Raw genomic sequence first — 20031 nt, 5'->3', positions numbered from 1 at the left:
CCCGCGAACGTTCCCCCGGCGACACCGGCCCCGGGGCGCCAGCAGGAGGCGCTCCGGTGAAGCTGGGGTGGCTCGGCGCGCTCCCGCTCCTGGCGCTCGCGGTCCACGTGGCCGTGGTCGCGGCGCTCGGGCCGACCGACGAGGTCTGGTGGTCCCTGCAGGTGGCCTGGCAGGTGATCGGCGCGGCCGGGTGCCTGGCGGCGGCGTTCGCGTTCCGCCCCGGCGACCTGCTCTGGAAGGCCTGGGCGTGCACGGGCGGGTCGCTGGCGCTGCCCACGCTGGTGCGGCTGCTGAACGGCCCGGCGCGGAGCTGGGACCTGCTGCCGGCCCTGTCGGATCCGTGGGTCCGCCTCGGCACGCTGGTCGCCATCAACGCGTTCTCGGTGACCGGCGCCATCCTGTTCCTGGCCGCGTTCCGCCGCACCGCGACGGGGCTCGGCCTGACCGATCGCCGCAGCTTCCGCACCGCCGCCGCGACGGTGATCGGTGCGCTCGTGATCGGCATCCCGGTGCTCGCGCTCGACCTGCGCGACGCGCTGGGCGGCGGCCTGTCCTCGGACGCCCTGGCGGCCGCGGTGTCGGTCACCGGCGACATGATCTGCTTCTCCGCGGTGGGGCCGCTGGCGCTGGTGGCGCGCGGCCTCGTGGGCGGTGCGCTGCAGCGCACCTGGACGCTGCTCGCGGTCTACAACCTGGGGTGGCTCTTCTACGACCTCACCACCACCACCGCGCGCGTCACGGGTCACGTGGACGGCGGGACGCTCGTCGCGGAGGCGGTGCTGTGCGTCGCCTGCGTGGTGGTCGGCTCGGCCGGGTTCGCGCAGCGGGTCGCGCTGCGCGACGTGTCCCGCCGGGCCGCGGAGCGCGCCTCGACGCTGGCCGCCTAGGGCGCTCGCCAGCCCGGGGAGCCCTCGCGCGGCGTCCGGGGCAGCCGCACGGTGAACGTGGTGCCGTCCTCCTCCCCGGAGCGCACCTCGACGCGGCCCCCGTGCGCGTCGGCGATGCGCTCCACGATGAACAGGCCCAGCCCGACGCTCCGCCCGGTCGGATCCGGCGCGGCCCGCCCACCCGGCTCGAAGAGCGTCGGGATGATCTCGGCGGGGATGGGCACGCCGAGGTTGTGCACGGAGAGCAGCACCTCCCCGTCCTCGGCCGCGACGCCGACCGTGACCGGCGTGCCGCGCGCGCCGTACTTGAGCGCGTTCGTCACCAGGTTCCCGATCACCTGCGCGATGCGGTCGGGATCCCAGTGACCTTGCGTGTTCCCGGAAGCCTCCACCAGGATCGGGCGATCGGGATACGAGGGCTCGAGCTCGTCCACCACCTGCTGCGCGACCTGGCGGAGCTCGGTCGGGCGGGGCTGGATGGGGATGCCGCCGCCGAGCCGCGCGCGGGTGAGGTCGAGCAGGTCGCGGATGAGCCGGGTGGCGCGCTCCGCCGCGGAGCGGATGCGCGCGATGGAGGCGACGTTCCGGTCGGAGAGGTCCTCGCGCGCGAGCAGCGAGGACGTGCCCAGCAGGATCGCGTTCAGCGGGTTGCGCAGGTCGTGCGAGACGATCCCGATGAGCTGCTGCTCGAAGTCCCGGGCCTGCCGGAGCCGCTGCTCGTCTCGCATGCGGCGGGTGGCGTCGCGGAAGAACACGGCCACGCCGCCGTCGGTCACCGGGTAGGCCGCGACCGAGTTCCACATGTCGAGCGGCTCGAAGTACGCCTCGAACTCGCTCGGGACGCGCTCGTTCATGACCCGGTGGTACTCGATCCAGTAGGGCGAGTCGGGCCGCGCCAGCTCCGGCCAGATCTCCCAGATCACCCGCCCCAGCGTGGTCTCGCGGCTCCGGCGCGAGAGCCGCTCCTGGTTCCGGTTCACCCGGACGATGCGCCAGGCGCGGTCGAGCTCCAGGAAGGCGTCGCCCAGCTCGAGCAGCTCGTCGGCGTGGCGCAGGCGCTCCAGCGCGGTCTGCGCGTCGGTGACGTCGAGGCCGATCGAGACGATGGCGGGGTCCTCCGGCCCGCTCGCGCCGGCGAGCGCGAACGTCACGGTGTGGAACGTCCGCAGGCCGCGCGGGGTGTCGAGCGTCTCCCGCAGCTCGACGGTGGTGCCGCGCCCGGCGCGCGCGTCGGCCCCCGCCAGGCGGCGGGCCACCGCCGGCGGGACGACGTCCTCGAACCGCCGGCCCAGCAGCTCGCCCTGGGGGACCCCGAGCACCTCGGCCGCGAAGCGGTTCACGAACAGGAACCGGCCGTCGCGGCCGCGGAGCACCAGCGCCGCGGGCGCGTGGTCCGCGACCGCGCGGAGCCGCGCGTCGGCGCGCCGGGAGGTGACCTCGCGCGCCTGGACGAACCGGCGCACCCCCTCCGCGATGGCCGCCGTGATCGCGGCCTCGAGCACGCGCAGGTCCGCGATCGCCGGCCGGAGGCCCTGCTCCTCGGCCAGCTCCAGGATCAGATCGCCGACGACGCCGTACTCCCAGACGAGCTGCACCACGTCCACCGGCATGCCCGCGCGCTGCTCGCCGTGGACCGTCGCGACCGCCGCGACCCGCGGCGGCTCGGCCGGTGCGCGCGGCGCGGGCCCGTTGCGCAGCGCGTCCACGAGGGCGTCCAGCAGGGCGGGGAAGGAGTCGAGCAGCTGCGGGTCCGGCATGCGCGACTCGCGCAGCTCCCGGCGGGCGCGCTCCACGAACCGGCCGCAGAGCTCGTCGCGGCGCGACTGGATCAGGTCGGCGATGGCTGAGATCGTGCGCGGCACGGTCGGCTGGAGGATGTGGCAGCCGGGCTCGCGCGGCAGCGCCGCCGCCTCAGGCGGGCACCCCGGCCCCCTCCGGAGAGCGCAGCCCGAGCGGGAAGCCGTCGAGCTCGCCGGGCGCGCGGTCGCCGGCCGCGTCCACGGCCGTGGGCTCGCCCTCGTCGAGGTCCAGGCCGAACGCGGCGAGCAGGCGCGCCTGATCGCGCGTGGCCGCCCGGAAGCGCACCCGCTTCTCGCGGCGGTGCTCGCGGACCCATCCGGCGAGGACGCAGGCCGCGAACTCGCACGCCTCCTCGGCGTGCGCGAGGTCGATCACGAACGCGTCCGCGGCGGACTCGTCCATCTGGACCCGGAGCGCCCACGCGGAGGCGCCGTCGAACGCGCCGTACACCGTGAGCACCTCCGCCGCCCCGTCCGACCGCCGAACGATCGCCGCTCCCGTCATCGCGCACCGAACTTAGGCACGATCGTCGGGAGGGGATCGGGATTTTTCACTATGATGGCGGACGTGCCAGAACACCGCCGGATGGCGATCCTGTTCGATCTGGACGGGACGCTGGTCGACACCGTTCCGTTCATCCTCGCCTCCGTGCGCCATGCCTTCGACGGGTACGGGAGCTGCCCGACGGACGCCGAGTGGATCGCCGGGATCGGAACGCCGCTCCGAGCCCAGCTCGCCTCGTTCGCCCGCTGCCCCGACGACGTCGAGCCCTTGCTCGCGCGCTACCGGTCGTTCTGGATCGCGGAGCACGATCGCTGGACCCGCTGCTTCCCCTCGGCGCGCGAGACGGTGCTGACGCTCGCCGCGCGCGGCCATCCCCTCGGCGTGGTGACGGCGAAGACCGAGGAGGGCGCCTACCGCACGCTGCGCCACGTGGGGCTGCTGGAGCGGATGGGGGCGGTCATCGGGGCGGACAGCTGCGCCCGCTCGAAGCCCGACCCCGAGCCGGTGCGGCTGGCCCTGTCGCGGCTGGGGGCCGAGGCCGACGCGGCCGTCATGGTGGGCGACTCGCCGCACGACCTCGCGGCCGGCCGCGCGGCGGGGGTGCGGACGATCGCAGCGCTGTGGGGCGCCTGCACCCCGGAGGTGCTCCGCGCCGCCGCCCCGGATCACCTCCTCGAGGACATCGCGGCGCTCCCGGCGCTGCTCGAGGCCATCACCCAGGGTTCATGACGCGGCGCGCCCGCGCCGTACCGTGATAGGAGTCGCGAGCATGCGCGTCGGATACCTCGGTCCCCCGGGCACCTTCAGCGAGGAGGCGGTCTCGCGCTGCGAGCCCGTCCGCGGCGCGGAGGCGGTGCCGTTCCCCACCTTCGCCGACGCGCACGAGGCGCTGCTGCGCGGCGAGCTCGACGCGGCCCTGCTGCCCATCGAGAACTCCATCGAGGGCGCGGTGAGCGCGGTGCTCGACCTGCTCGTGCACCGGCCCGGCGCGCGCATCCGCGCCGAGCTGCTGCTGCAGGTCCGCCAGCACCTGCTGGCCCGGCCCGGCACGCGGCTGGAGCAGGTCCGGCGCGTGCTCTCGCACCCGCAGCCGCTCGGCCAGTGCGCCCGCTTCCTGCGGACCCGGCTGCCCGCGGCGTCGCTCGAGCCCGCGCTCTCGACGGCGGAGGCCGCCCGCAAGGTGGCCGCCGGCGAGCCGGACGCGGCCGCGCTCGGCCCGCGGCGCGCCGCCGAGCGCTACGGCCTGGAGGTGCTGGCGGAGAACGTCCAGGACTCGGACGAGAACGTGACCCGCTTCGTGCTGCTGGCGCGCGAGGACGCGCCGCCCACCGGCGCCGACCGGACCAGCATCGCGTTCACGCTCGATCGCGACCGGCCGGGCGGGCTGTACGAGGTGATGGGCGAGTTCGCCCGCCGCGGCATCAACCTGTCGAAGATCGAGAGCCGGCCCACCAAGCAGGCCATGGGGCACTACGTGTTCTACCTCGACTTCGAGGGGCACCGCGCGGACCCCGCCGGCGCGAGCGCGCTCGAGGGCGTGCGCGCGCAGGTGCACGAGCTGCACCTCCTGGGCTCGTATCCGCGGACCGGCGCGCCGGTCTAGCCGGCCCGGGGCCGCGCGAGCAGGCGCCCGAGCGCCGCCAGGTGCGCGGGCCCGGCGCCGCAGCAGCCGCCGGCGACGGACAGGCCCGCCTCGACCGCGGGCCGCAGCGCCTCCGCGAACGCGTCGGGCCCGAGCACCGCGCCGGGCAGCCCGGGGCTGGGCTTCGCCACGAACGGCGCCGGCAGGCGCCGCGCGGCCCAGCCGGCGAGCGCGGCCAGCGCCGCTCCCGCCGGCACGCAGTTCACCCCCGCCGCCGCGGCGCCGGCCTCCGCGACCGCCTCGAGGAGCGCCTCGGCCGGCGTCCCGTCGGGCGCCGCGAGCCGGCCGGCCTCTTCACCCAGCGCGAACGTCACCACCACCGGCAGGCCGGCGGCGCGCGCGGCGTCGAGCGCGAGGCGCGCCTCGGCGAGGTCCCACTGCGACTCGACCCAGAGCAGGTCGGCCCCGGCGGCGGCGAGCGCCTCGGCGGCCCGGGCGTAGCGCGCGCGCACGGCGCCGGCGTCGGGGGCCGGCCGGCCGGGGCCGTAGAGCGCGGTGGGCCCGAGGTCGCCGGCCACGCGCGCGCGGGGGGCGGCCCGGCGCGCGAGGCGCACCGCGGCGGCGCAGAGCGCGCCGACCCGGTCCGCCGGGACGAGCGCGTCGAGGCGCGGGCCGGCCGCGTTGAACGTGCAGGTGAGCACCACCCCGGCGCCGGCCGCGGCGTGGGCGGCGTGGACCGCGGCGATCGCCTCGGGCCGCTCGAGCACCCACGCCTCGGGCAGCGCGCCGGCGGGGAGGCCGGCGTCGAGGAGCGCCGTGCCCATGGCCCCGTCGAGCAGGGTGGGGCGCTCGAAGGGCACGGGCGGCGTGGCGCGCGTCATGCGGTGCGCGCCCCGGCGGCGGCCGGCTCGGCGAAGAACGCGCGCAGGGCCTCGCGGCTCCGGCGCGCGTCGGCGTGGCCGAGCGCCATGAGCTCGTCGGCGAAGTCGCCGTCGAACAGCAGGAAGCTGGCCAGGTCGGCGGCGCCGTCGGCCGCGGCCTCCGTGTCGGCGGCGGCCCGGCGCAGCAGGCGCGCCGCCAGCGTGCCGGGGCGCAGGTGCCGGACCCGGCGGGCGGCGTGCTCGTGCGCGAGGACGCCGATGTCGCGGGACGGCCGGATCACGAGCTCGCGCACCCGGCGGAACGGCGCGCCCAGCTCGCGGGCGGAGATCGAGGCGAGCTGCTCGGCGAAGCCCGGGCCGAACACCTGCTCGGCGCGGTCCATCATCGCGTTCACGTGGCGGAGGCGGTCGATGTCGTAGTCGGCGTGGTCGAGCAGCAGGGCGTTCAGCAGCCGCCCGAGCTGCGCGGCGGTGGTGGGCACCTCCTCCGGGTGAAGGCGGGGCGCCCGCTCCGCCTTGCGCCCCTCGGCCCGGAGCGCGATCACGAGCACGCGCTCGGCGCCCAGGCGGAGCGCGGGCGCGAGCGGCGTGTTCTGGCGGACGCTGCCGTCCACGAACCAGGAGTCCTCGATGCGGACCGGGCGGAACAGCAGCGGGATCGCGCCCGAGGCGAGCGCGTGGGCCGGTCCGATGGCGCAGGCGCGGGCCTCGACCAGCGGATCGCGGCTCCACTCGGGCAGCGCGCGCAGGCTCTCCACGAACACCACCGCGCGGCCGGTGCCGAGGTCGGTGGCGCTGACGGTGAGCGCGCCCACGTGGCCGTCGCGCACGTTGCGGTGCAGGCGCGGCCAGTCGATCCGGTGGTGGACCAGCTGCGCCAAGGCCTCCGGGAACACGAAGTCGGACAGGCGCCAGCTCAGGTGGCGCATCCGCGTGGCGCGGAGCTGGCGGACCACGTAGCCGGGCAGGGCGGCCAGGTTGAGGGCGCTCCAGTGGAACACCTTCTCCAGCTTGAGGCTGCGCCAGGCGGCGGCGAGCGCGACGCCCTGCTGCGCGGGGACGTCCGCGGTCGAGGCCATCACGCAGGCGTTCACCGCGCCGATGCTGGTGCCGGAGAGGACGTCGAAGCGCGGCTGGTACCCGAGCTCGGGCGCGAGCTCCTCGCGCAGGTAGCGGACCACGCCGGCCTCGTACGCGCCCCGCGCCCCGCCGCCGGACAGGACCAGCGCGGTGCGCCCGCGCTCCCCGCCGGTCACAGCCGGACCTCCTCGAGGTGCGAGGGGACGAGCGCGGGCCAGCCCATCTCGTCCATCCGCGCCTTGGCCGCGGCCAGCGCCGTCGGCTCGCCGTGCACCAGGAACGTCCGGCGCGGCTGCGCCGGGAGCGTGGCGAGCCAGCGCCGGATCTCCGCCTCGTCGGCGTGGGCCGAGAAGCCGCCGAGCGTCGCGACGCGCGCCCTCACCGGCACGTCCTCGCCGTGGATGCGCAGCGTCTCGGCGCCGTTCTGCAGGCGCCAGCCGCGGGTGCCGCCGGCCTGGAAGCCCACCAGCAGGACGGTGTTGCGCGCGTCGGGGAGGCGGCGCGCCAGGTGGTGGAGCACCCGGCCGCCGGTGGCCATGCCCGAGGCCGACAGGATGACGCACGGGCCGCGCACGTCGTTGATGGCCTTCGACTGGTCCGGGCTGCGGCAGAACGCCAGCTTCGCGGGCCGGAGCGGCTCCTCGCCGGCCGCGATGCGCCGGATGGTCTCGTCGTCGTGGTCCTCGCGGTGCGCCAGGTAGATCGGCGTCGCGTCCACCGCCATGGGCGAGTCCACGAACACCGGGACGGACGGGATCTCGCCGCGGTCCTCCAGCTCACGCAGCGTGAACAGGATCTCCTGGGTGCGCCCCACCGCGAACGCCGGCACGACCAGCGCGCCGCCGGAGCGGACGACGGCGTGGACCTCGGCCGCGAGCGCCGCGGCGGGCGATCCCGCCTCGTGGCGCCGGCCGGCGTAGGTGCTCTCGAGCACCAGCGCGTCGGCGGCGGGCCCGGGCTCCGGGTCCGGGAGGATGGGGGCGCCGTAGCGGCCCAGGTCGCCGCTGAACAGGAGCCGCACCCCGCGCGCGCCCCCCACGCTCACCTCCGCCAGCGCGCTGCCCAGGATGTGCCCGGCGCGGTGGAGGCGGAGGGTCACGCCGGGCGCGATCTGGCGAGGCTCGGCGTACTGCAGCGGCGCGAGCTGGGGCAGGACCTCGAGCGCGTCCTGCTCGGTGTAGAGGGGGAGGGCGGGCGCATGCTTCGAGTAGCCCTTCCGGTTGGCGTAGCGCGCCTCCTCCTCCTGGAGCCTCCCGGAGTCGGGGAGGAGCAGGCCCGCCAGGTCGCGGGTGGCCGGGGTGCAGTGGACCGGGCCGCGGAAGCCCTGGCGCCCCAGCAGCGGCAGCGCCCCGCTGTGGTCCACGTGCGCGTGCGTCAGGACCACCGCCGTCAGCGATCGCGGGGAGACCGGCCAGGGGGCGCGGTTCCGGAGGCGCAGCTCCTTGTGGCCCTGGAACAGCCCGGCGTCCACCAGGACCCGGACCGAGCCGGTCTCCACCAGGAACCGTGAGCCCGTCACCGTGCCTGCCGCGCCGAGGAAGCGGATGGACGTCATCGTGGGCGGATTCTACAATCCCTGGACGCGCGCGGCGCGGCCCTCCCGCGCGCGGTGGCACCACGGGACCGCAGACGGAGCGTTCACGACATGCGCCGGAAGATCCGCGTGGTGGGAGCGATGATCGAGCAGGACGGGCGCTACCTCATCACCCAGCGCCCGCCCACCGCCTCGCTGCCGCTGCTGTGGGAGTTCCCCGGCGGGCGCGTGGAGGCGGGTGAGACCGACCCCGCGGCGCTGGCGCGCGAGCTCGCCGAGGAGATGGGCATCGGCGTCGAGGTGGGCGGCCGCGTGATCCACGTGGAGCACGCGTACGAGGCCTACGACATCGACTTCTGCGTCTACCGCTGCCGCCTGGTCCGCGGGCCCATCCAGCACATCCGCGTGCACGACCACCGGTGGGTCCGGCCGGACGAGCTCGATCAGTACGAGTTCCCGCCGGCCGACGAGAAGAGCATCGCGAAGCTGCTCGGCCTGTAGCCCGTCCGCACCGCGCCGCCGCCGCCGCCGCCCGCGCGAGCCGCGCCGCCCGCACGGGCCGGCGCCGGGTCCCGCCCCGCCTGACCCGTCCGCAGGCCCCCGACGGCGAGCAGCCTGCCGGGGCCCTCCGCGCTTACCCGGATTGCCCGATCCCCGGACGTGCGCAGATTGCCTGCGAAGGGGGCGGGAGGCCTCGGTGTCGGCAGACGAGAAGAAGGGCCACGGGCAGCGCAACGAGCGGGGGCGCGGGCCCGGCGGGTCCGGCTCCCAGTCCCGCATTCCGCTCGCGTCGCCGGCGGCGTGGCTGGTCCTCATCGCGCTCGCGATCTTCCTGTTCCGCGCGTTCCAGGACGTGGGCGTGCGGCGCATCCCGTACTCGCAGTTCAAGGAGATGGTCCGCCAGGGCGCGTTCGAGCGCGTCGTGATCGGGCCGGACTGGGTCCGCGGGGTGCCGAAGCCGGTGGAGGCCGGCGCGGCCCAGGGCGGCGGCGCGCAGCCGCAGCCGGCGCAGGGCGACGGCGAGCGCAACGGCCAGGCGCTGCCCTACGTCGCGACGCGCATCCCGGGCGGCGGCGACGACCTGGTGCAGGCGGTGGAGAAGGCCGGCGTGCCCTACGACGCGGTGGCCGGAGGCGGCATGGGCGACCTGTTCTGGGTCTGGATCGCGCCGATCGCGATCGGGCTGCTGTTCTGGGCCTGGGTGATGCGGCGCATGTCCGGGCAGCTCGGGCAGGGGCCGCCGGGGGTGATGGCGTTCGGGAAGTCCCGGGCCCGGATCCACATGGAGCCGGACACCGGCGTGACGTTCCAGGACGCGGCCGGCATCGACGAGGCCGTGGAGGAGCTCCAGGAGATCGTCGAGTTCCTGAAGACGCCGGAGAAGTACCGGCGGCTCGGCGGCCGGATCCCGAAGGGCGTGCTGCTGGTCGGGCCCCCCGGCACCGGCAAGACGCTGCTCGCGCGCGCCACCGCGGGCGAGGCGGGCGTGCCGTTCTTCTCGCTCTCCGGCTCGGAGTTCGTGGAGATGTTCGTGGGCGTGGGCGCGGCCCGGGTGCGCGACCTGTTCGCGCAGGCCACGCAGAAGGCGCCCTGCATCGTGTTCATCGACGAGCTGGACGCGCTCGGCAAGTCGCGCAACGCCGGCATCGTGGGCGGGCACGACGAGCGCGAGCAGACGCTGAACCAGCTGCTCGCCGAGATGGACGGCTTCGACGCGCGCGCCGGCCTGATCATCATGGGCGCCACGAACCGCCCCGAGATCCTGGACCCGGCGCTGCTGCGGCCGGGCCGCTTCGACCGCCAGGTGCTGGTGGACCGGCCCGACAAGCGCGGGCGCGAGCAGATCCTCCGGATCCATGCACGCAACGTGAAGCTCGGGCCGGACGTGGACCTCCGCTCGGTGGCGGCGCGCACCCCGGGGTTCGCCGGCGCCGACCTCGCGAACGTGGTGAACGAGGCGGCGCTGCTGGCCGCGCGCCGCAACAAGAACCACGTGACCCGCGCCGAGTTCGAGGAGGCCATCGAGCGGGTGGTGGCGGGCCTCGAGAAGAAGAGCCGCCGCATCAACGAGCGGGAGAAGGAGATCGTCGCCTTCCACGAGGCGGGGCACGCGCTGGTGTCGTGGATGCTGCCGTTCGCGGACCGCGTCTCGAAGGTCTCGATCATCCCGCGCGGCCTGGGCGCGCTGGGCTACACGCTCCAGCTCCCGCTGGAGGACCGGTACCTGCTCACCCGCAGCGAGCTGCGGGACCGCATGGCGGGCCTGATGGGCGGGCGCGTCGCCGAGGAGGAGGTGTTCGGCGAGCCGTCCACCGGCGCCTCCAACGACCTGCAGCACGCCACCGCGGTGGCGCGCATGATGGTGCGCGATTACGGGATGAGCCGGGCGCTCGGGCCGGTGTCGCTCGGCGACCAGGCCGGCCCGACGTTCCTCGGCGTGAAGGGGTTCGAGACCCGGTCCTACTCCGACCACACCGCGCTCGCGGTGGACCGCGAGGTGCAGGCGCTCGTCGAGGAGGCGCAGGAGCGCGCGCGGACGGTGGTGCGCGAGCACCGGGAGCGGCTCGACGCGCTCGCCGCGCGGCTGCTCACGATCGAGGTGATCGAGGAGGACGAGATCACGCGCCTGTGGGGGCCGAAGGTGGTGCGGCCCGGGACCATCGAGGGGCGCGGCCACGAGGAGTCGCCGCCGGAGACGCCGAACCGCCCGGTGGCGGCGTCGGCGGACGCGAGCGCGGGCTTCGGGCGATCGGCCCCGCAGGCGGTCGCGGGGCACGCGCCCGGCGACCGGGACCCCGAGCCGTGAGGAGGCGGCGCGACGGTGAGGCACGGGAGCGAGAGCCACGAGGCGCGCAAGGCGCTCTTCCAGATCGGGATCCGGCGCGGCACCCTGACGGTCGCCGAGATCGATCGCGCGCTGCCGCCCGGGAGCCTCTCGCCGGCGGAGCGCTGGCTGCTGTTCTACAGCCTGCGCGCGGCCGGGGTGGAGATCCGCGACGCGCGCGGCGAGCAGGTGGACGCGCTCCCCGGCGAGCCCCCGCCGCCCTGACCCCCGTCGTTTGACACGACCTTCCCGCTGGTTAGCTTGGCTGCCGGAGGTCGTGACATGTCAGACGAACGCCGTGACGCCTCCGCGCCGGGCGCGGAGGGTCAGGTGAAGGTGGTGGACCGACGCCGGTTCCGGCAGGACGGGGAGCCCATCGACCCGCCGCAGGACGAGGAGGGCGGGCAGGCGGCTCAGGGCGCCGCCGTGGAGGCGCGCCTGGCCGAGCAGGCCGCCCGGATCGACGAGCTGACCCGCGCGTACGCCGCGCTGGTCGAGGACAACAAGGCCTTCCGGCAGCGCCTGGAGCGCGAGCGGACCCGGGTCGTGGAGGCGGAGCGGGCCGGGGTGGCGCAGACGCTGCTCGAGGCGACCGACGACCTCGAGCGCGCCCTCGCGGCGGCCTCCGCGCCAGGGGAGCCCACCGACGAGCGGCTCGGGCACCTGCTCGAGGGCGTGCGCCTTTCACTGAGCGTGCTGCATCAGCGCATCGCCGCGCTCGGGGCCGAGCGGATCTCGACCCTGGGCCAGCCGTTCGACCCCCACGTGGCCGAGGCGGTGGACACGGTCCCCGTCGGCGATCCGTCGCAGGACGGCACGGTGGTGCAGGAGATCCGCGCCGGATATCGCGTCGGCGACCGCGTGCTCCGCCCCGCCAGGGTCCGCGTGGGGAAGGTGGCGCGCGCGTGATGCCGCGCCCCACGCCGCGCCGGCCGGACGGCGGCGCGGGGAATAGAATCCGGGCCCGAGCGTCCTCTGGAACGTGACTGACCGTCTCTACATGACCAATCCCAGGAGAGGGGCCATGCGCCTCATCACCCGAATCGTCACCGTCTCTCTCGCAGCCGCCGCGATCTTCGCGTGCACGCGGGACGGCAGCGCGGCGACCGCGTCGGCCGCGCCCGCGGCGTCGCCGTCCCAGCAGCTGTTCCGCGACGCCGCGGCCGCCGCGCCCGGCCCCGAGGCCGCGATCCCGGTACAGACCTCGCTCGCGCCGCTCATCGACAAGCTCCGCCCGGCGGTGGTGAACATCTCGACCACCACCGTCACCAAGCACCCGCGCGTGCAGCGCGGCCCGCGCGGCCAGAACCCGCACGGCGGCGGCACGCCGGACGAGGGCTTCGAGGACTTCTTCGAGCGCTACTTCGGCCGCCCCGCGCCGGAGATGCCCGAGGAGTTCAAGGGCTCCTCGCTCGGCTCCGGGTTCCTGCTCAACGGCGAGGGCTTCATCCTCACCAACAACCACGTGGTGAAGGACGCCACCGACATCCGCGTGCGCCTCTCGGACGATCGCGAGTTCGGCGCGAAGATCGTCGGCCGCGATCCGCTCACCGACGTCGCGCTCATCCAGCTGGTGAACCCTCCGAAGAACCTGCCGACGGTGGTGCTGGGCGACTCCGACGCGCTCCGCCAGGGCGACTTCGTGCTCGCGCTGGGCAGCCCGTTCGGCCTGCGCGACACCGCCACGCTCGGCATCGTGTCCGCGAAGCACCGCCCCGGCATCAACCCCGGCGGCACCTACGACGACTTCATCCAGACCGACGCCGCCATCAACCCCGGCAACTCCGGCGGCCCGCTGTTCAACCTCCGCGGCGAGGTGGTCGGCATCAACACCGCCATCGTGTCGCCGCAGATCGGCCAGGGCATCGGCTTCGCGGTGCCCATCAACATGGCGAAGGCGCTGCTGCCGCAGCTCAAGGAGAAGGGCAAGGTCACGCGCGGCTTCCTGGGCGTGTCGGTGTCCGACCTGTCGCCGGATCTCATCCAGGGCTTCGGCCTGCAGCCCGGCACCAAGGGCGCGCTGGTGCAGAACGTCGTCCCGCGCTCGCCGGCGGACAAGGCGGGGCTGCAGCCCGGCGACGTGGTGGTCGCGCTGAACGACAAGACGGTCGAGACCGCCGGCGCGCTCACCCGCGGCGTCGCCCTGGTCTCCCCCGGCCAGACCGCGAACCTGACCGTGCTGCGCGGCGGCCAGAAGAAGCAGTTCGCCGTGAAGGTCGTGCAGCGCCCCGAGGACGGCGAGGCCGTCGGCCGCGGCGAGCAGGGCGGCGGCGAGGAGGGCGGCGGGCAGGGCGCCCGCGATCAGTCGCCGAAGCTCGGCGTCTCCATCGCCCCCATCACCCCGGACGTCGCGCGCCAGTTCGGCGTCGAGCCGGGCGACGGCGTGGTGGTGGTGGACGTCACCGAGGGCGGCCCGGCCGACCGCGCCGGCATCCGCCGGGGCGACGTGATCCTCGAGGCCAACCGCCAGAAGGTGACGAGGCCCGAGGACATGCGGTCCGCGGTGGCGAAGCTGAAGGAGGGCGACATGGCGCTCCTCCGCGTCCGCCGCGGCGACGCCGCCGTGTTCATCGCGGTGCCGGTGGGCGGCGGCAAGTAGCCCGCCGCACCGCGACCGCTCCCGCGCCGCCCTCCGCACCCGGGGGGCGGCGCGGCCGTCTCCGGCTCAGAACACCTTCGTGGCGATGGGCGCGCCGGTGCGGGCGTCCAGCACGCGCACCGCGAGGAAGCGCGCGGCGACGCCCTCGTAGCTGCCGGCCTCGCCCTTCCGCTTCAGCTTCCAGGGCTTCTCGGGCCGGAACACGATCTCGAGCTCGATGGCCCCGGTGCGGAACGGGCTCTCGAACTCCATCTCCATCGTGCCGTCGGGCAGCGTGCCCGGGATCGGCAGGAGCCCGACCAGCGGGTGGCCCTGCGCGTCCTGGCGCAGCGGCGCGCCGTGCGTGAGCGCGACGCCGCCGCCGTCCACGAACGGCGTGAGCAGCAGCAGGAACCGGCCGTCGCCGCGCACCTCGGGCTTCACCAGCGGCGCCGCGTCCTGCACCCGGACCGCGAACGTCTTGCCGTCCGCGCTGCGCCGGGTCGCGGCGACGTTCGCCTCGCAGGTGCGCCGCTCGTAGACGTCCACGCAGTGGCCCACGTAGCGGACCAGGAACGGCTCGAGCGCGTCGAGCCGCTCGGCGCTGCGGGCGACCGCGTCGAAGTCCGCGGCGCGGGCGGGGGCCGGCGCGGGCGCGGCGGCCGCGATGGCGAGGACGGCGAAGCTCAGGAGTGCACGCATGCGAGATGACCTCGGAGGCGGGGAGGGACGGGCCGTTCGGGCCCGCCGCGGGGCCGGGGAGTGTACCGTGGCGCGGGTACCTCGAAGGACCCCCAATGATCCCGCGTAGGTGGGGCCTTTGGCGGGTCAGGTGAGCGCGGGTGCTCTTCTTGACTACATCGCCCCACCACCGTAGGCTCTGCTCCGTTCCGAGGAGGACGGGATGCTCTGGAGCCGGCGAGAGGCGCGGAAGATGGTGGTGGCGGCGGCGGGACCGGATCGGCGCGCGGCGCCGCGGCTCGACAAGGTCTTCCGCGTGTACCTGGAGGGCGAGACCGGCTGCGGCCTGGGGATCGCCCGGAACATCTCCGAGGGCGGCATGTTCGTGGAGACCCGCTCGCCGCAGCCCATCGGCTCGCAGGTGCGGATCACGTTCCCGTCCGAGAACGGCGACATGATCGCGGTGGCGGAGGTGCGGTACGTGTGCCACCTGCTCGGGCGCGGCACTTCCGCGCGGGGACCGCTCACCATGCGCGGCATGGGCATGCGGTTCCTGTACTTCGAGCTCGACGAGGCCGTGCCGTCCCTCCTGCAGTGAGGGCGGCTGCGCGCCCGCGCGCCCCGCCGGTTCACCCTCCGTCGCCGGCGGCGCCTTGCCGCCCCCCGGTCGCCGTGTTACCCGGACCGGGATGCTCGCCATCGAGACGCACGGGCTGACCCGGCTGTTCGACGGGAAGCCCGCGGTCCAGGACCTGTCGCTCGCCGTCCCGGCCGGCGCCTTCTACGGCTTCCTCGGGCCCAACGGCGCGGGGAAGAGCACCACCATCAAGATGCTGACCGGGCTGCTCGCGCCCACCTCCGGGCGGGCCGTCGTGCTGGGGACGGACCTCGCGCGGGACCCGCTCGCGGTGAAGCGGCAGGTGGGGGTGGTGCCGGACGGGCTCGGGCTGTTCGAGCGCCTCACCGGCGCGGAGCAGCTCCGCATCCACGGCCAGCTGTACGGCCTGCCGCGGGCCGAGGCGGCGCGGCGCGCCGACGAGCTGCTCGGGGCGCTCGAGCTCGCGGAGCAGGCCGGGAAGCTGGTGGGCGAGTACAGCCACGGCATGAAGAAGAAGCTCGCGCTGGGCTGCGCGCTCATCCACGGCCCGCGCCTGCTGTTCCTCGACGAGCCGTTCGAGGGCATCGACGCGGTGGCCGTCTCGGGCATCCGGGCGCTGCTGCAGGACCTCGTGGCGCGCGGCGCCATGACGATCTTCCTCACCAGCCACGTGCTCGAGGTGGTGGAGCGGCTGGTCACGCACGTCGGGATCGTGCGGGAGGGGCGGCTCGCGGCGCAGGGGACGCTGGAGGAGGTGCGCGGGGCGGCGGGGACGCTCGAGGAGGTCTTCATCCGCACCGTCGGCGAGGAGCGGCCGCGCCCCGGGCTCTCGTGGCTGGGCGAGGGCGGCGCCGCGTGAGCGCGGGCGGACCGCTGCGCGCGCTGGCCGAGCTCCGGCTGCGGATGCTCTGGCGGCGGCTGCGCGGCGGCTCGGGGGTGCCGGAGCTGGTGGCGCGCATCGCCACCTTCGCGTTCGCGATCCCGGCCGGCCTGGTCTTCGCCGGCCTCACCGGCGCCGGCGCGTACCAGGCGGCGCGGGCCGGCCCGGGCCTGCGCTCGTCCATCCCGGTGGCGGCGCTCTACTTCGGCGTCTGGCAGACCTGGATGGCGGTGTCGCTGTCGGTCTCGGACCGCTCCCAGCTCGACCTGCGCCGGTTCCTCGTCTACCCGCTGCCGCCGGCGCGCGTGTACGGCTACGGGCTGGCCGCGTCGGTGCTGGGCGACCCGTTCACCTGGTTCTGGTGCCTGCTGCTGCTGGGCGCGTTCGCGGGCGCCGCGCTGGCGCGGCCGGGCGCCTGGCTGGTGCTGCTCGCGCTCGTGAGCCTCGGGTTCGTGGCGGCCACCGCCGCCATGGCGGCGCTGGTGCAGGAGCTGCTGGGCCGGCTGCTGCGCGGGAGGCGGGTGCGAGAGCTGGGCATCGCGGCCGTCTACCTCGGCCTGGCGTTCCTGCTCCTCTCCTCGAGCGGCGGCCCGAGGCCGGGCGTGTTCCAGGCGATCCGGACGCTGGCCCGGTTCCGCTGGCTGGCGTACCCGGCGGCGCTGGCGAGCGAGGCGGGGGCCGCGCTGTTCACCGGGCACGCCGCGGCCGCGCTCCCTTGGATCGCGGCGCTCCTCGCCGCGGGCGCGCTCTCCGGCTGGGCGGCCTACCGGCTCGCGCTCGCCGACGCGCGGTCGGGCGCAGAGGGCGCCGGCGGCGCGGGCGGCGCGGCGCGCGCGGCCGGGCGCGGGTGGGGGCTGCCGGGCCGGCTCGCGCCGCTCCTCGAGAAGGAGCTGAAGTACCTGGCGCGCCACCCGCTCGTCACCGTGCTCGCGCTCATCGTCCCGGCCCTGTCGGCGTTCTTCGGCTGGAAGGTGGCGCCGCACCTGCCGGCGGAGGCGGGCGAGGTGGTGAGGCTCCTGCCGCTGGTGGGGCTCGCGATGTACACGCACCTCGCCACCGAGGTCTTCTGGCTGAACGCGTTCGGCGGCGACCGCGGCGGCGCGCGGGCGTGGTTCCTCGCCCCGGTGCCGCTCGAGGACGCGCTCGCCGCGAAGAACGTCGCGGTCTACGCGCTGGCGCTCGGGCTGTTCGCCGCGAGCGCGGCCGCGCTGACCGCCACCGCGGGATCGCCCCCGGCGTGGGCGATCGCCGCGGCCCTGGCGCTCCACGCCGGCGCCGCGCCCTGGTTCCTCGCCGCCGGCAACCTGGTCTCGGTGCTGGTGCCGCGGGCGGCCTCGACCTCGATCCAGCGCGGCGGCCGGCTCTCCCCGCTCACCGCGCTCGCCGGGATGGCGCTCGTCTCGGCGGTGAGCGCGGTGTTCGCGGTCCCGGTGGTGGCGGCGCTGCGCCTGGAGGCGCCGTGGCTCGTGGCGGCGTCGTGGGCGGCGCTGGGCGCCCTCGGCCTCTGGCTGTACCGCCGGGCGTTGCCCCGCACCGCGCGCCTGCTCTCGGCGCGGCGCGAGGCGCTGCTCGCGGCGGTGGCGGGGGACGAGGAGTAGCGCGCTCGCCCTTCGACGGGCTCAGGGCGAGCGGGCCGGGGCCGCGGGTGAGGTGGAGTCCGCTCGTGGTGAGCCCGTCGAACCACGAGCGGACGGGCGGGTCGCCTACTGCGAGAAGCCTTCCAGCAGGTAGTGCGCCTCGATGCGCTTCAGCGCGAGCACCATCGCGGCGGTGCGCACGTCCACCTGCTGGCCGACGCAGTACGGCCGCGAGTCGTAGAGCGGCGTGCGCTGCGGGCGGTTCAGCGAGATGTCGCGGATGATGGCGTAGTTCTTCTTGATGGCCTGCTCGAGGCGGGCGTTCACCTCGGCCTCGGACCAGTGCTCGAGGCGCTGGTTCTGCAGCCACTCGTAGTACGAGACGGTCACGCCGCCCGCGTTGCACATGATGTCGGGGATGACCTCGATCTTGCGCGCGGCGAGCACGCGGTCGCCCTCGCGCGTGGTCGGGCCGTTCGCGGCCTCCGCCACCAGGCGCACCTTGAGCCGCTCCGCCACCGGGCCGTCGATCTCCTCGCCGAGCGCCGCCGGGATGCAGATGTCGGCGTCCACGCCCCAGAAGTCGTCCTTGGAGATGGCGGTGCCGCCGGTGAACCCGGCCACCGTCTTCTTCAGGTTCTTGGGGTTGTGGTGCACGTGCTGCGCGAGCGCGTGGACGTCGAGGCCGGCGTCGGCGTGGATCGTGCCGAACGCGTCGTTCACGGCCACGATCTTCGCGCCCATGGCGGCGAGGATCTCGGCGGCGTTCGAGCCCACGTTGCCGAAGCCCTGCACGAGGACGCGCGCGCCCTTCAGGTCGAACTTGTGCTCGCGCGCCCACTCCTCGATGCAGTAGACGACGCCCTGGCCGGTGGCGCGGACGCGCCCCTCCGAGCCGCCGATGCGCACGTCCTTGCCGGTGACCACGCCGCGGAGGCGGTGGTGCTCGCGCTCACCGTCGGTGAACTGGCGCATCATCATCGCCATGATCTCGCCGTTGGTGTTCACGTCCGGCGCCGGGATGTCGATGTACGGCCCGATGAGCCCCTTCATCTTGTAGATGAAGCGCAGCGTGAGGTGCTCGATCTCCTCCTTCGAGTAGTTGAAGGGGTCGATCTTGATGCCGCCCTTGGCGCCGCCGAACGGGATCTCGGCGATGGCCGTCTTCCAGGTCATGTCGGCGGCGAGCGTCTTGAACAGGTCGAGCGAGACGTCCTTGTGGTAGCGGATGCCGCCCTTGTACGGCCCGCGGACCTGGTTGTGCTGGATCCGGTACGCCTTGAACTTCTTCGGCCCGCCCTTCTCGATCCGGAAGAAGCCCTTGCCCGGGATGTTCATCACGCCCGAGCGCATGGTGATGTCGGCCTTGAGCAGCGCCCGGCGGTGCAGGACGTAGTTCCCGTTGGCGAGCGGCTCGAACGCGTCGGCGGCCTTCACGTCGGAGGCGGGGAGGTCCCGGAACTTCGCCTGCTCCTCCGGAGACAGCGGCACCAGGCGGTCCCTCGTCTCGACGGTCACGTAGAAGATGTGCTCGAAGTCCGGCTCCTCCAGCTCCATGCGGACGCGCGGGTCCATCTTGATGAGGTCCGCGGCCCGGTGAAACGTCTCCATCGCCTCGTCGTAGAAGCTCGTCTTCCCGTTGCGACCGGCCATGTCGGTGATTGCCTCGCGTAATGAGGGAGTTCCGAAGGCGGGCGAATGGTAGCCTTCGATCCCCCGATAATCAATGTTCCGTCTTATCCGAAAACGCCAGTGCTTACGGCATGATGTCGTCAAGCGTCGGCCCGCCTGCCAGCTCTGCTCACCCCCGGCGGAGGGTATTTCGGCGGGCGGAATCTAGCAGCCGGCGGCGCCGGTTCCTGCGCCCCAAGTGAAGGGCGCCCATGCCGCACCGCGGCGCGAACGCCCGCACGATTCGCGAAGGCGCGACGACCTGGCCCAGCCCCGGCCGCGCCGCGGCGCCTAGGATCGCTCCATGGCCGTGCCGACGCTGGAGACCCCGCGCCTGCTGCTCCGCCCGCTGGAGCTCACCGACGCCCGGCAGGTCCAGGCGCTGTTCGCGCGGTGGGAGATCGTGCGGTACATGGCCGCCGTCGTCCCGTGGCCGTACCCACCCGACGGCGCGCTCGCGTTCTTCCGGGACGTGGCGCTCCCGGCGGTGGCCCGCGGCGAGGCCTGGCACTGGAGCATCCGCCGGAAGGAGGCGCCCGGCCGGCTGATCGGCATCATCAACCTCAACGCCGGCAGGGACGACCACCGCGGCTTCTGGATCGGGGTGCCGTGGCAGGGGCGCGGGTACGCCACCGAGGCGTGTGCCGCGGCGACGGCGTACTGGTTCGAGGTGCTCGGGTTCCCGGTGCTCCGCGTCGGCAAGGCGGCGGCGAACGCGCCGTCGCGGCGCATCTCCGAGCGCTCCGGGATGCGGTGCGTCGGGGTGGAGGAGCGCGCGTTCGTGGCGGGCCGGCTGCCGGCGGAGGTCTGGGAGCTGACCGCCGCCGAGTGGCGCCGCCACCGTGGCCGGCCTCACGCGGCGGGATCGCGCGGCCGCGGCGGCAGGTGATCGCCTGGACCACCGAAGGATCGGTTCGGGGTACCCAAATAGCGGTGCTGCCGATGGGGTGGAGC

The 20031-nt window shown here is 75.1% G+C and carries 19 protein-coding genes; 12 read left to right on the top strand and 7 right to left on the bottom strand.

The window, feature by feature from the left end:
• The first annotated feature begins 56 nt into the window (after nucleotides 1-56).
• Complete coding sequence (locus tag ADEH_RS09260) at nucleotides 57-887, top strand: hypothetical protein (protein ID WP_011420839.1); 831 nt, start codon at nucleotides 57-59, stop codon at nucleotides 885-887.
• On the opposite strand, the gene ADEH_RS09255 is transcribed toward ADEH_RS09260, so the two are convergent.
• Both ADEH_RS09255 and ADEH_RS09250 read right to left on the bottom strand, forming a co-directional pair.
• A complete protein-coding gene (locus ADEH_RS09255) occupies nucleotides 884-2749 on the bottom strand; it encodes a sensor histidine kinase (protein WP_011420838.1) in 1866 nt (621 codons plus the stop codon). The genes ADEH_RS09260 and ADEH_RS09255 overlap by 4 nt on opposite strands.
• A gap of 49 nt (nucleotides 2750-2798) precedes the next feature.
• Nucleotides 2799-3191: a hypothetical protein gene (locus tag ADEH_RS09250; protein ID WP_041453449.1), complete on the bottom strand. Its 393-nt coding sequence runs from the start codon at nucleotides 3189-3191 to the stop codon at nucleotides 2799-2801.
• A 54-nt stretch (nucleotides 3192-3245) separates the two neighbouring features.
• On the opposite strand from ADEH_RS09250, the gene ADEH_RS09245 reads away from it, so the two are divergent.
• Complete coding sequence (locus tag ADEH_RS09245) at nucleotides 3246-3920, top strand: HAD family hydrolase (protein ID WP_232287462.1); 675 nt, start codon at nucleotides 3246-3248, stop codon at nucleotides 3918-3920.
• A gap of 40 nt (nucleotides 3921-3960) precedes the next feature.
• Entirely contained in the window at nucleotides 3961-4794 is an 834-nt protein-coding gene (pheA, locus tag ADEH_RS09240; RefSeq protein WP_011420835.1) for a prephenate dehydratase, read from the top strand.
• On the opposite strand, the gene ADEH_RS09235 is transcribed toward pheA, so the two are convergent.
• Genes ADEH_RS09235 through ADEH_RS09225 form a run of 3 tightly spaced genes read right to left on the bottom strand, consistent with a single transcriptional unit; the run spans nucleotide 4791 to nucleotide 8289 of the window.
• Nucleotides 4791-5654, bottom strand: coding sequence for a homocysteine S-methyltransferase family protein (locus tag ADEH_RS09235; RefSeq protein ID WP_011420834.1), 864 nt, complete (start codon nucleotides 5652-5654; stop codon nucleotides 4791-4793). The two genes, pheA and ADEH_RS09235, sit on opposite strands and share 4 nt — an antisense overlap.
• Nucleotides 5651-6910, bottom strand: a complete 1260-nt coding sequence (locus ADEH_RS09230) for a patatin-like phospholipase family protein (RefSeq protein WP_011420833.1) — start codon at nucleotides 6908-6910, stop codon at nucleotides 5651-5653. The genes ADEH_RS09235 and ADEH_RS09230 overlap by 4 nt, the downstream gene beginning before the upstream one ends.
• Entirely contained in the window at nucleotides 6907-8289 is a 1383-nt protein-coding gene (locus ADEH_RS09225; RefSeq protein WP_011420832.1) for an MBL fold metallo-hydrolase RNA specificity domain-containing protein, read from the bottom strand. The genes ADEH_RS09230 and ADEH_RS09225 overlap by 4 nt, the downstream gene beginning before the upstream one ends.
• Before the next feature lie 90 nt (nucleotides 8290-8379).
• On the opposite strand from ADEH_RS09225, the gene ADEH_RS09220 reads away from it, so the two are divergent.
• The 5 genes from ADEH_RS09220 to ADEH_RS09200 all read left to right on the top strand — a co-directional run bounded on the left by ADEH_RS09220 (nucleotide 8380) and on the right by ADEH_RS09200 (nucleotide 13691).
• Nucleotides 8380-8769, top strand: coding sequence for a (deoxy)nucleoside triphosphate pyrophosphohydrolase (locus ADEH_RS09220; RefSeq protein WP_011420831.1), 390 nt, complete (start codon nucleotides 8380-8382; stop codon nucleotides 8767-8769).
• A 196-nt stretch (nucleotides 8770-8965) separates the two neighbouring features.
• Complete coding sequence (ftsH, locus tag ADEH_RS09215) at nucleotides 8966-11074, top strand: ATP-dependent zinc metalloprotease FtsH (RefSeq protein ID WP_011420830.1); 2109 nt, start codon at nucleotides 8966-8968, stop codon at nucleotides 11072-11074.
• A 15-nt stretch (nucleotides 11075-11089) separates the two neighbouring features.
• Complete coding sequence (locus ADEH_RS09210; protein ID WP_011420829.1) at nucleotides 11090-11317, top strand: RNA polymerase sigma factor region1.1 domain-containing protein; 228 nt, start codon at nucleotides 11090-11092, stop codon at nucleotides 11315-11317.
• A gap of 57 nt (nucleotides 11318-11374) precedes the next feature.
• Nucleotides 11375-12001: a nucleotide exchange factor GrpE gene (locus ADEH_RS09205; RefSeq protein ID WP_011420828.1), complete on the top strand. Its 627-nt coding sequence runs from the start codon at nucleotides 11375-11377 to the stop codon at nucleotides 11999-12001.
• Nucleotides 12002-12116: 115 nt separating this feature from the next.
• Nucleotides 12117-13691 carry a trypsin-like peptidase domain-containing protein gene (locus ADEH_RS09200; protein ID WP_011420827.1) on the top strand — a complete coding sequence of 525 codons (1575 nt, stop codon included), beginning with the start codon at nucleotides 12117-12119 and terminating at the stop codon, nucleotides 13689-13691.
• A gap of 66 nt (nucleotides 13692-13757) precedes the next feature.
• Here ADEH_RS09200 and ADEH_RS09195 read toward each other — a convergent pair whose 3' ends face one another.
• A complete protein-coding gene (locus ADEH_RS09195) occupies nucleotides 13758-14372 on the bottom strand; it encodes a DUF6066 family protein (protein WP_011420826.1) in 615 nt (204 codons plus the stop codon).
• Between the two features lie 202 nt (nucleotides 14373-14574).
• Between ADEH_RS09195 and ADEH_RS09190 the strand changes: the two genes are divergently transcribed.
• The 3 genes from ADEH_RS09190 (at nucleotide 14575) to ADEH_RS09180 (ending at nucleotide 17427) form a co-directional block, all read left to right on the top strand.
• Nucleotides 14575-14949, top strand: coding sequence for a PilZ domain-containing protein (locus ADEH_RS09190; RefSeq protein WP_011420825.1), 375 nt, complete (start codon nucleotides 14575-14577; stop codon nucleotides 14947-14949).
• 91 nt (nucleotides 14950-15040) lie between these two features.
• On the top strand, nucleotides 15041-15808 hold the full coding sequence (locus tag ADEH_RS09185) for an ABC transporter ATP-binding protein (RefSeq protein ID WP_011420824.1): 768 nt from the start codon (nucleotides 15041-15043) through the stop codon (nucleotides 15806-15808).
• The gene (locus ADEH_RS09180; RefSeq protein WP_011420823.1) at nucleotides 15805-17427 is read left to right on the top strand and encodes a hypothetical protein; all 1623 of its coding nucleotides are present in this window, start codon (nucleotides 15805-15807) and stop codon (nucleotides 17425-17427) included. Before ADEH_RS09185 ends, ADEH_RS09180 begins: the two co-directional genes overlap by 4 nt.
• Before the next feature lie 105 nt (nucleotides 17428-17532).
• Here ADEH_RS09180 and ADEH_RS09175 read toward each other — a convergent pair whose 3' ends face one another.
• On the bottom strand, nucleotides 17533-19059 hold the full coding sequence (locus ADEH_RS09175) for a Glu/Leu/Phe/Val family dehydrogenase (protein WP_011420822.1): 1527 nt from the start codon (nucleotides 19057-19059) through the stop codon (nucleotides 17533-17535).
• Between the two features lie 322 nt (nucleotides 19060-19381).
• Here ADEH_RS09175 and ADEH_RS09170 point away from each other — a divergent pair, with 322 nt between their 5' ends.
• Nucleotides 19382-19966 (top strand): GNAT family N-acetyltransferase, encoded by a 585-nt coding sequence (locus tag ADEH_RS09170; RefSeq protein WP_011420821.1) that lies wholly within the window; start codon nucleotides 19382-19384, stop codon nucleotides 19964-19966.
• Nucleotides 19967-20031: the final 65 nt, after the last annotated feature.

This window comes from Anaeromyxobacter dehalogenans 2CP-C (genome assembly GCF_000013385.1).
In the GTDB taxonomy this organism is placed as follows: Bacteria; Myxococcota; Myxococcia; order Myxococcales; family Anaeromyxobacteraceae; genus Anaeromyxobacter; species Anaeromyxobacter dehalogenans_B.
The sequence above is the reverse complement of the archived record's forward strand: the minus strand, read 5'-3'. Positions and strand labels throughout refer to the sequence as shown.

Coding starts and splice junctions, on each gene's coding strand:
- ADEH_RS09220 (WP_011420831.1), top strand. CDS start 8,380: ATGCGCCGGAAGATCCGCGTGGTGGGAGCGATGATCGAGCAGGACGGG.
- ADEH_RS09200 (WP_011420827.1), top strand. CDS start 12,117: ATGCGCCTCATCACCCGAATCGTCACCGTCTCTCTCGCAGCCGCCGCG.
- ADEH_RS09190 (WP_011420825.1), top strand. CDS start 14,575: ATGCTCTGGAGCCGGCGAGAGGCGCGGAAGATGGTGGTGGCGGCGGCG.
- ADEH_RS09235 (WP_011420834.1), bottom strand. CDS start 5,654: ATGACGCGCGCCACGCCGCCCGTGCCCTTCGAGCGCCCCACCCTGCTC.
- ADEH_RS09250 (WP_041453449.1), bottom strand. CDS start 3,191: ATGACGGGAGCGGCGATCGTTCGGCGGTCGGACGGGGCGGCGGAGGTG.
- pheA (WP_011420835.1), top strand. CDS start 3,961: ATGCGCGTCGGATACCTCGGTCCCCCGGGCACCTTCAGCGAGGAGGCG.
- ADEH_RS09205 (WP_011420828.1), top strand. CDS start 11,375: ATGTCAGACGAACGCCGTGACGCCTCCGCGCCGGGCGCGGAGGGTCAG.
- ADEH_RS09175 (WP_011420822.1), bottom strand. CDS start 19,059: ATGGCCGGTCGCAACGGGAAGACGAGCTTCTACGACGAGGCGATGGAG.
- ADEH_RS09170 (WP_011420821.1), top strand. CDS start 19,382: ATGGCCGTGCCGACGCTGGAGACCCCGCGCCTGCTGCTCCGCCCGCTG.
- ADEH_RS09185 (WP_011420824.1), top strand. CDS start 15,041: ATGCTCGCCATCGAGACGCACGGGCTGACCCGGCTGTTCGACGGGAAG.
- ADEH_RS09225 (WP_011420832.1), bottom strand. CDS start 8,289: ATGACGTCCATCCGCTTCCTCGGCGCGGCAGGCACGGTGACGGGCTCA.
- ADEH_RS09245 (WP_232287462.1), top strand. CDS start 3,246: ATGGCGGACGTGCCAGAACACCGCCGGATGGCGATCCTGTTCGATCTG.
- ADEH_RS09195 (WP_011420826.1), bottom strand. CDS start 14,372: ATGCGTGCACTCCTGAGCTTCGCCGTCCTCGCCATCGCGGCCGCCGCG.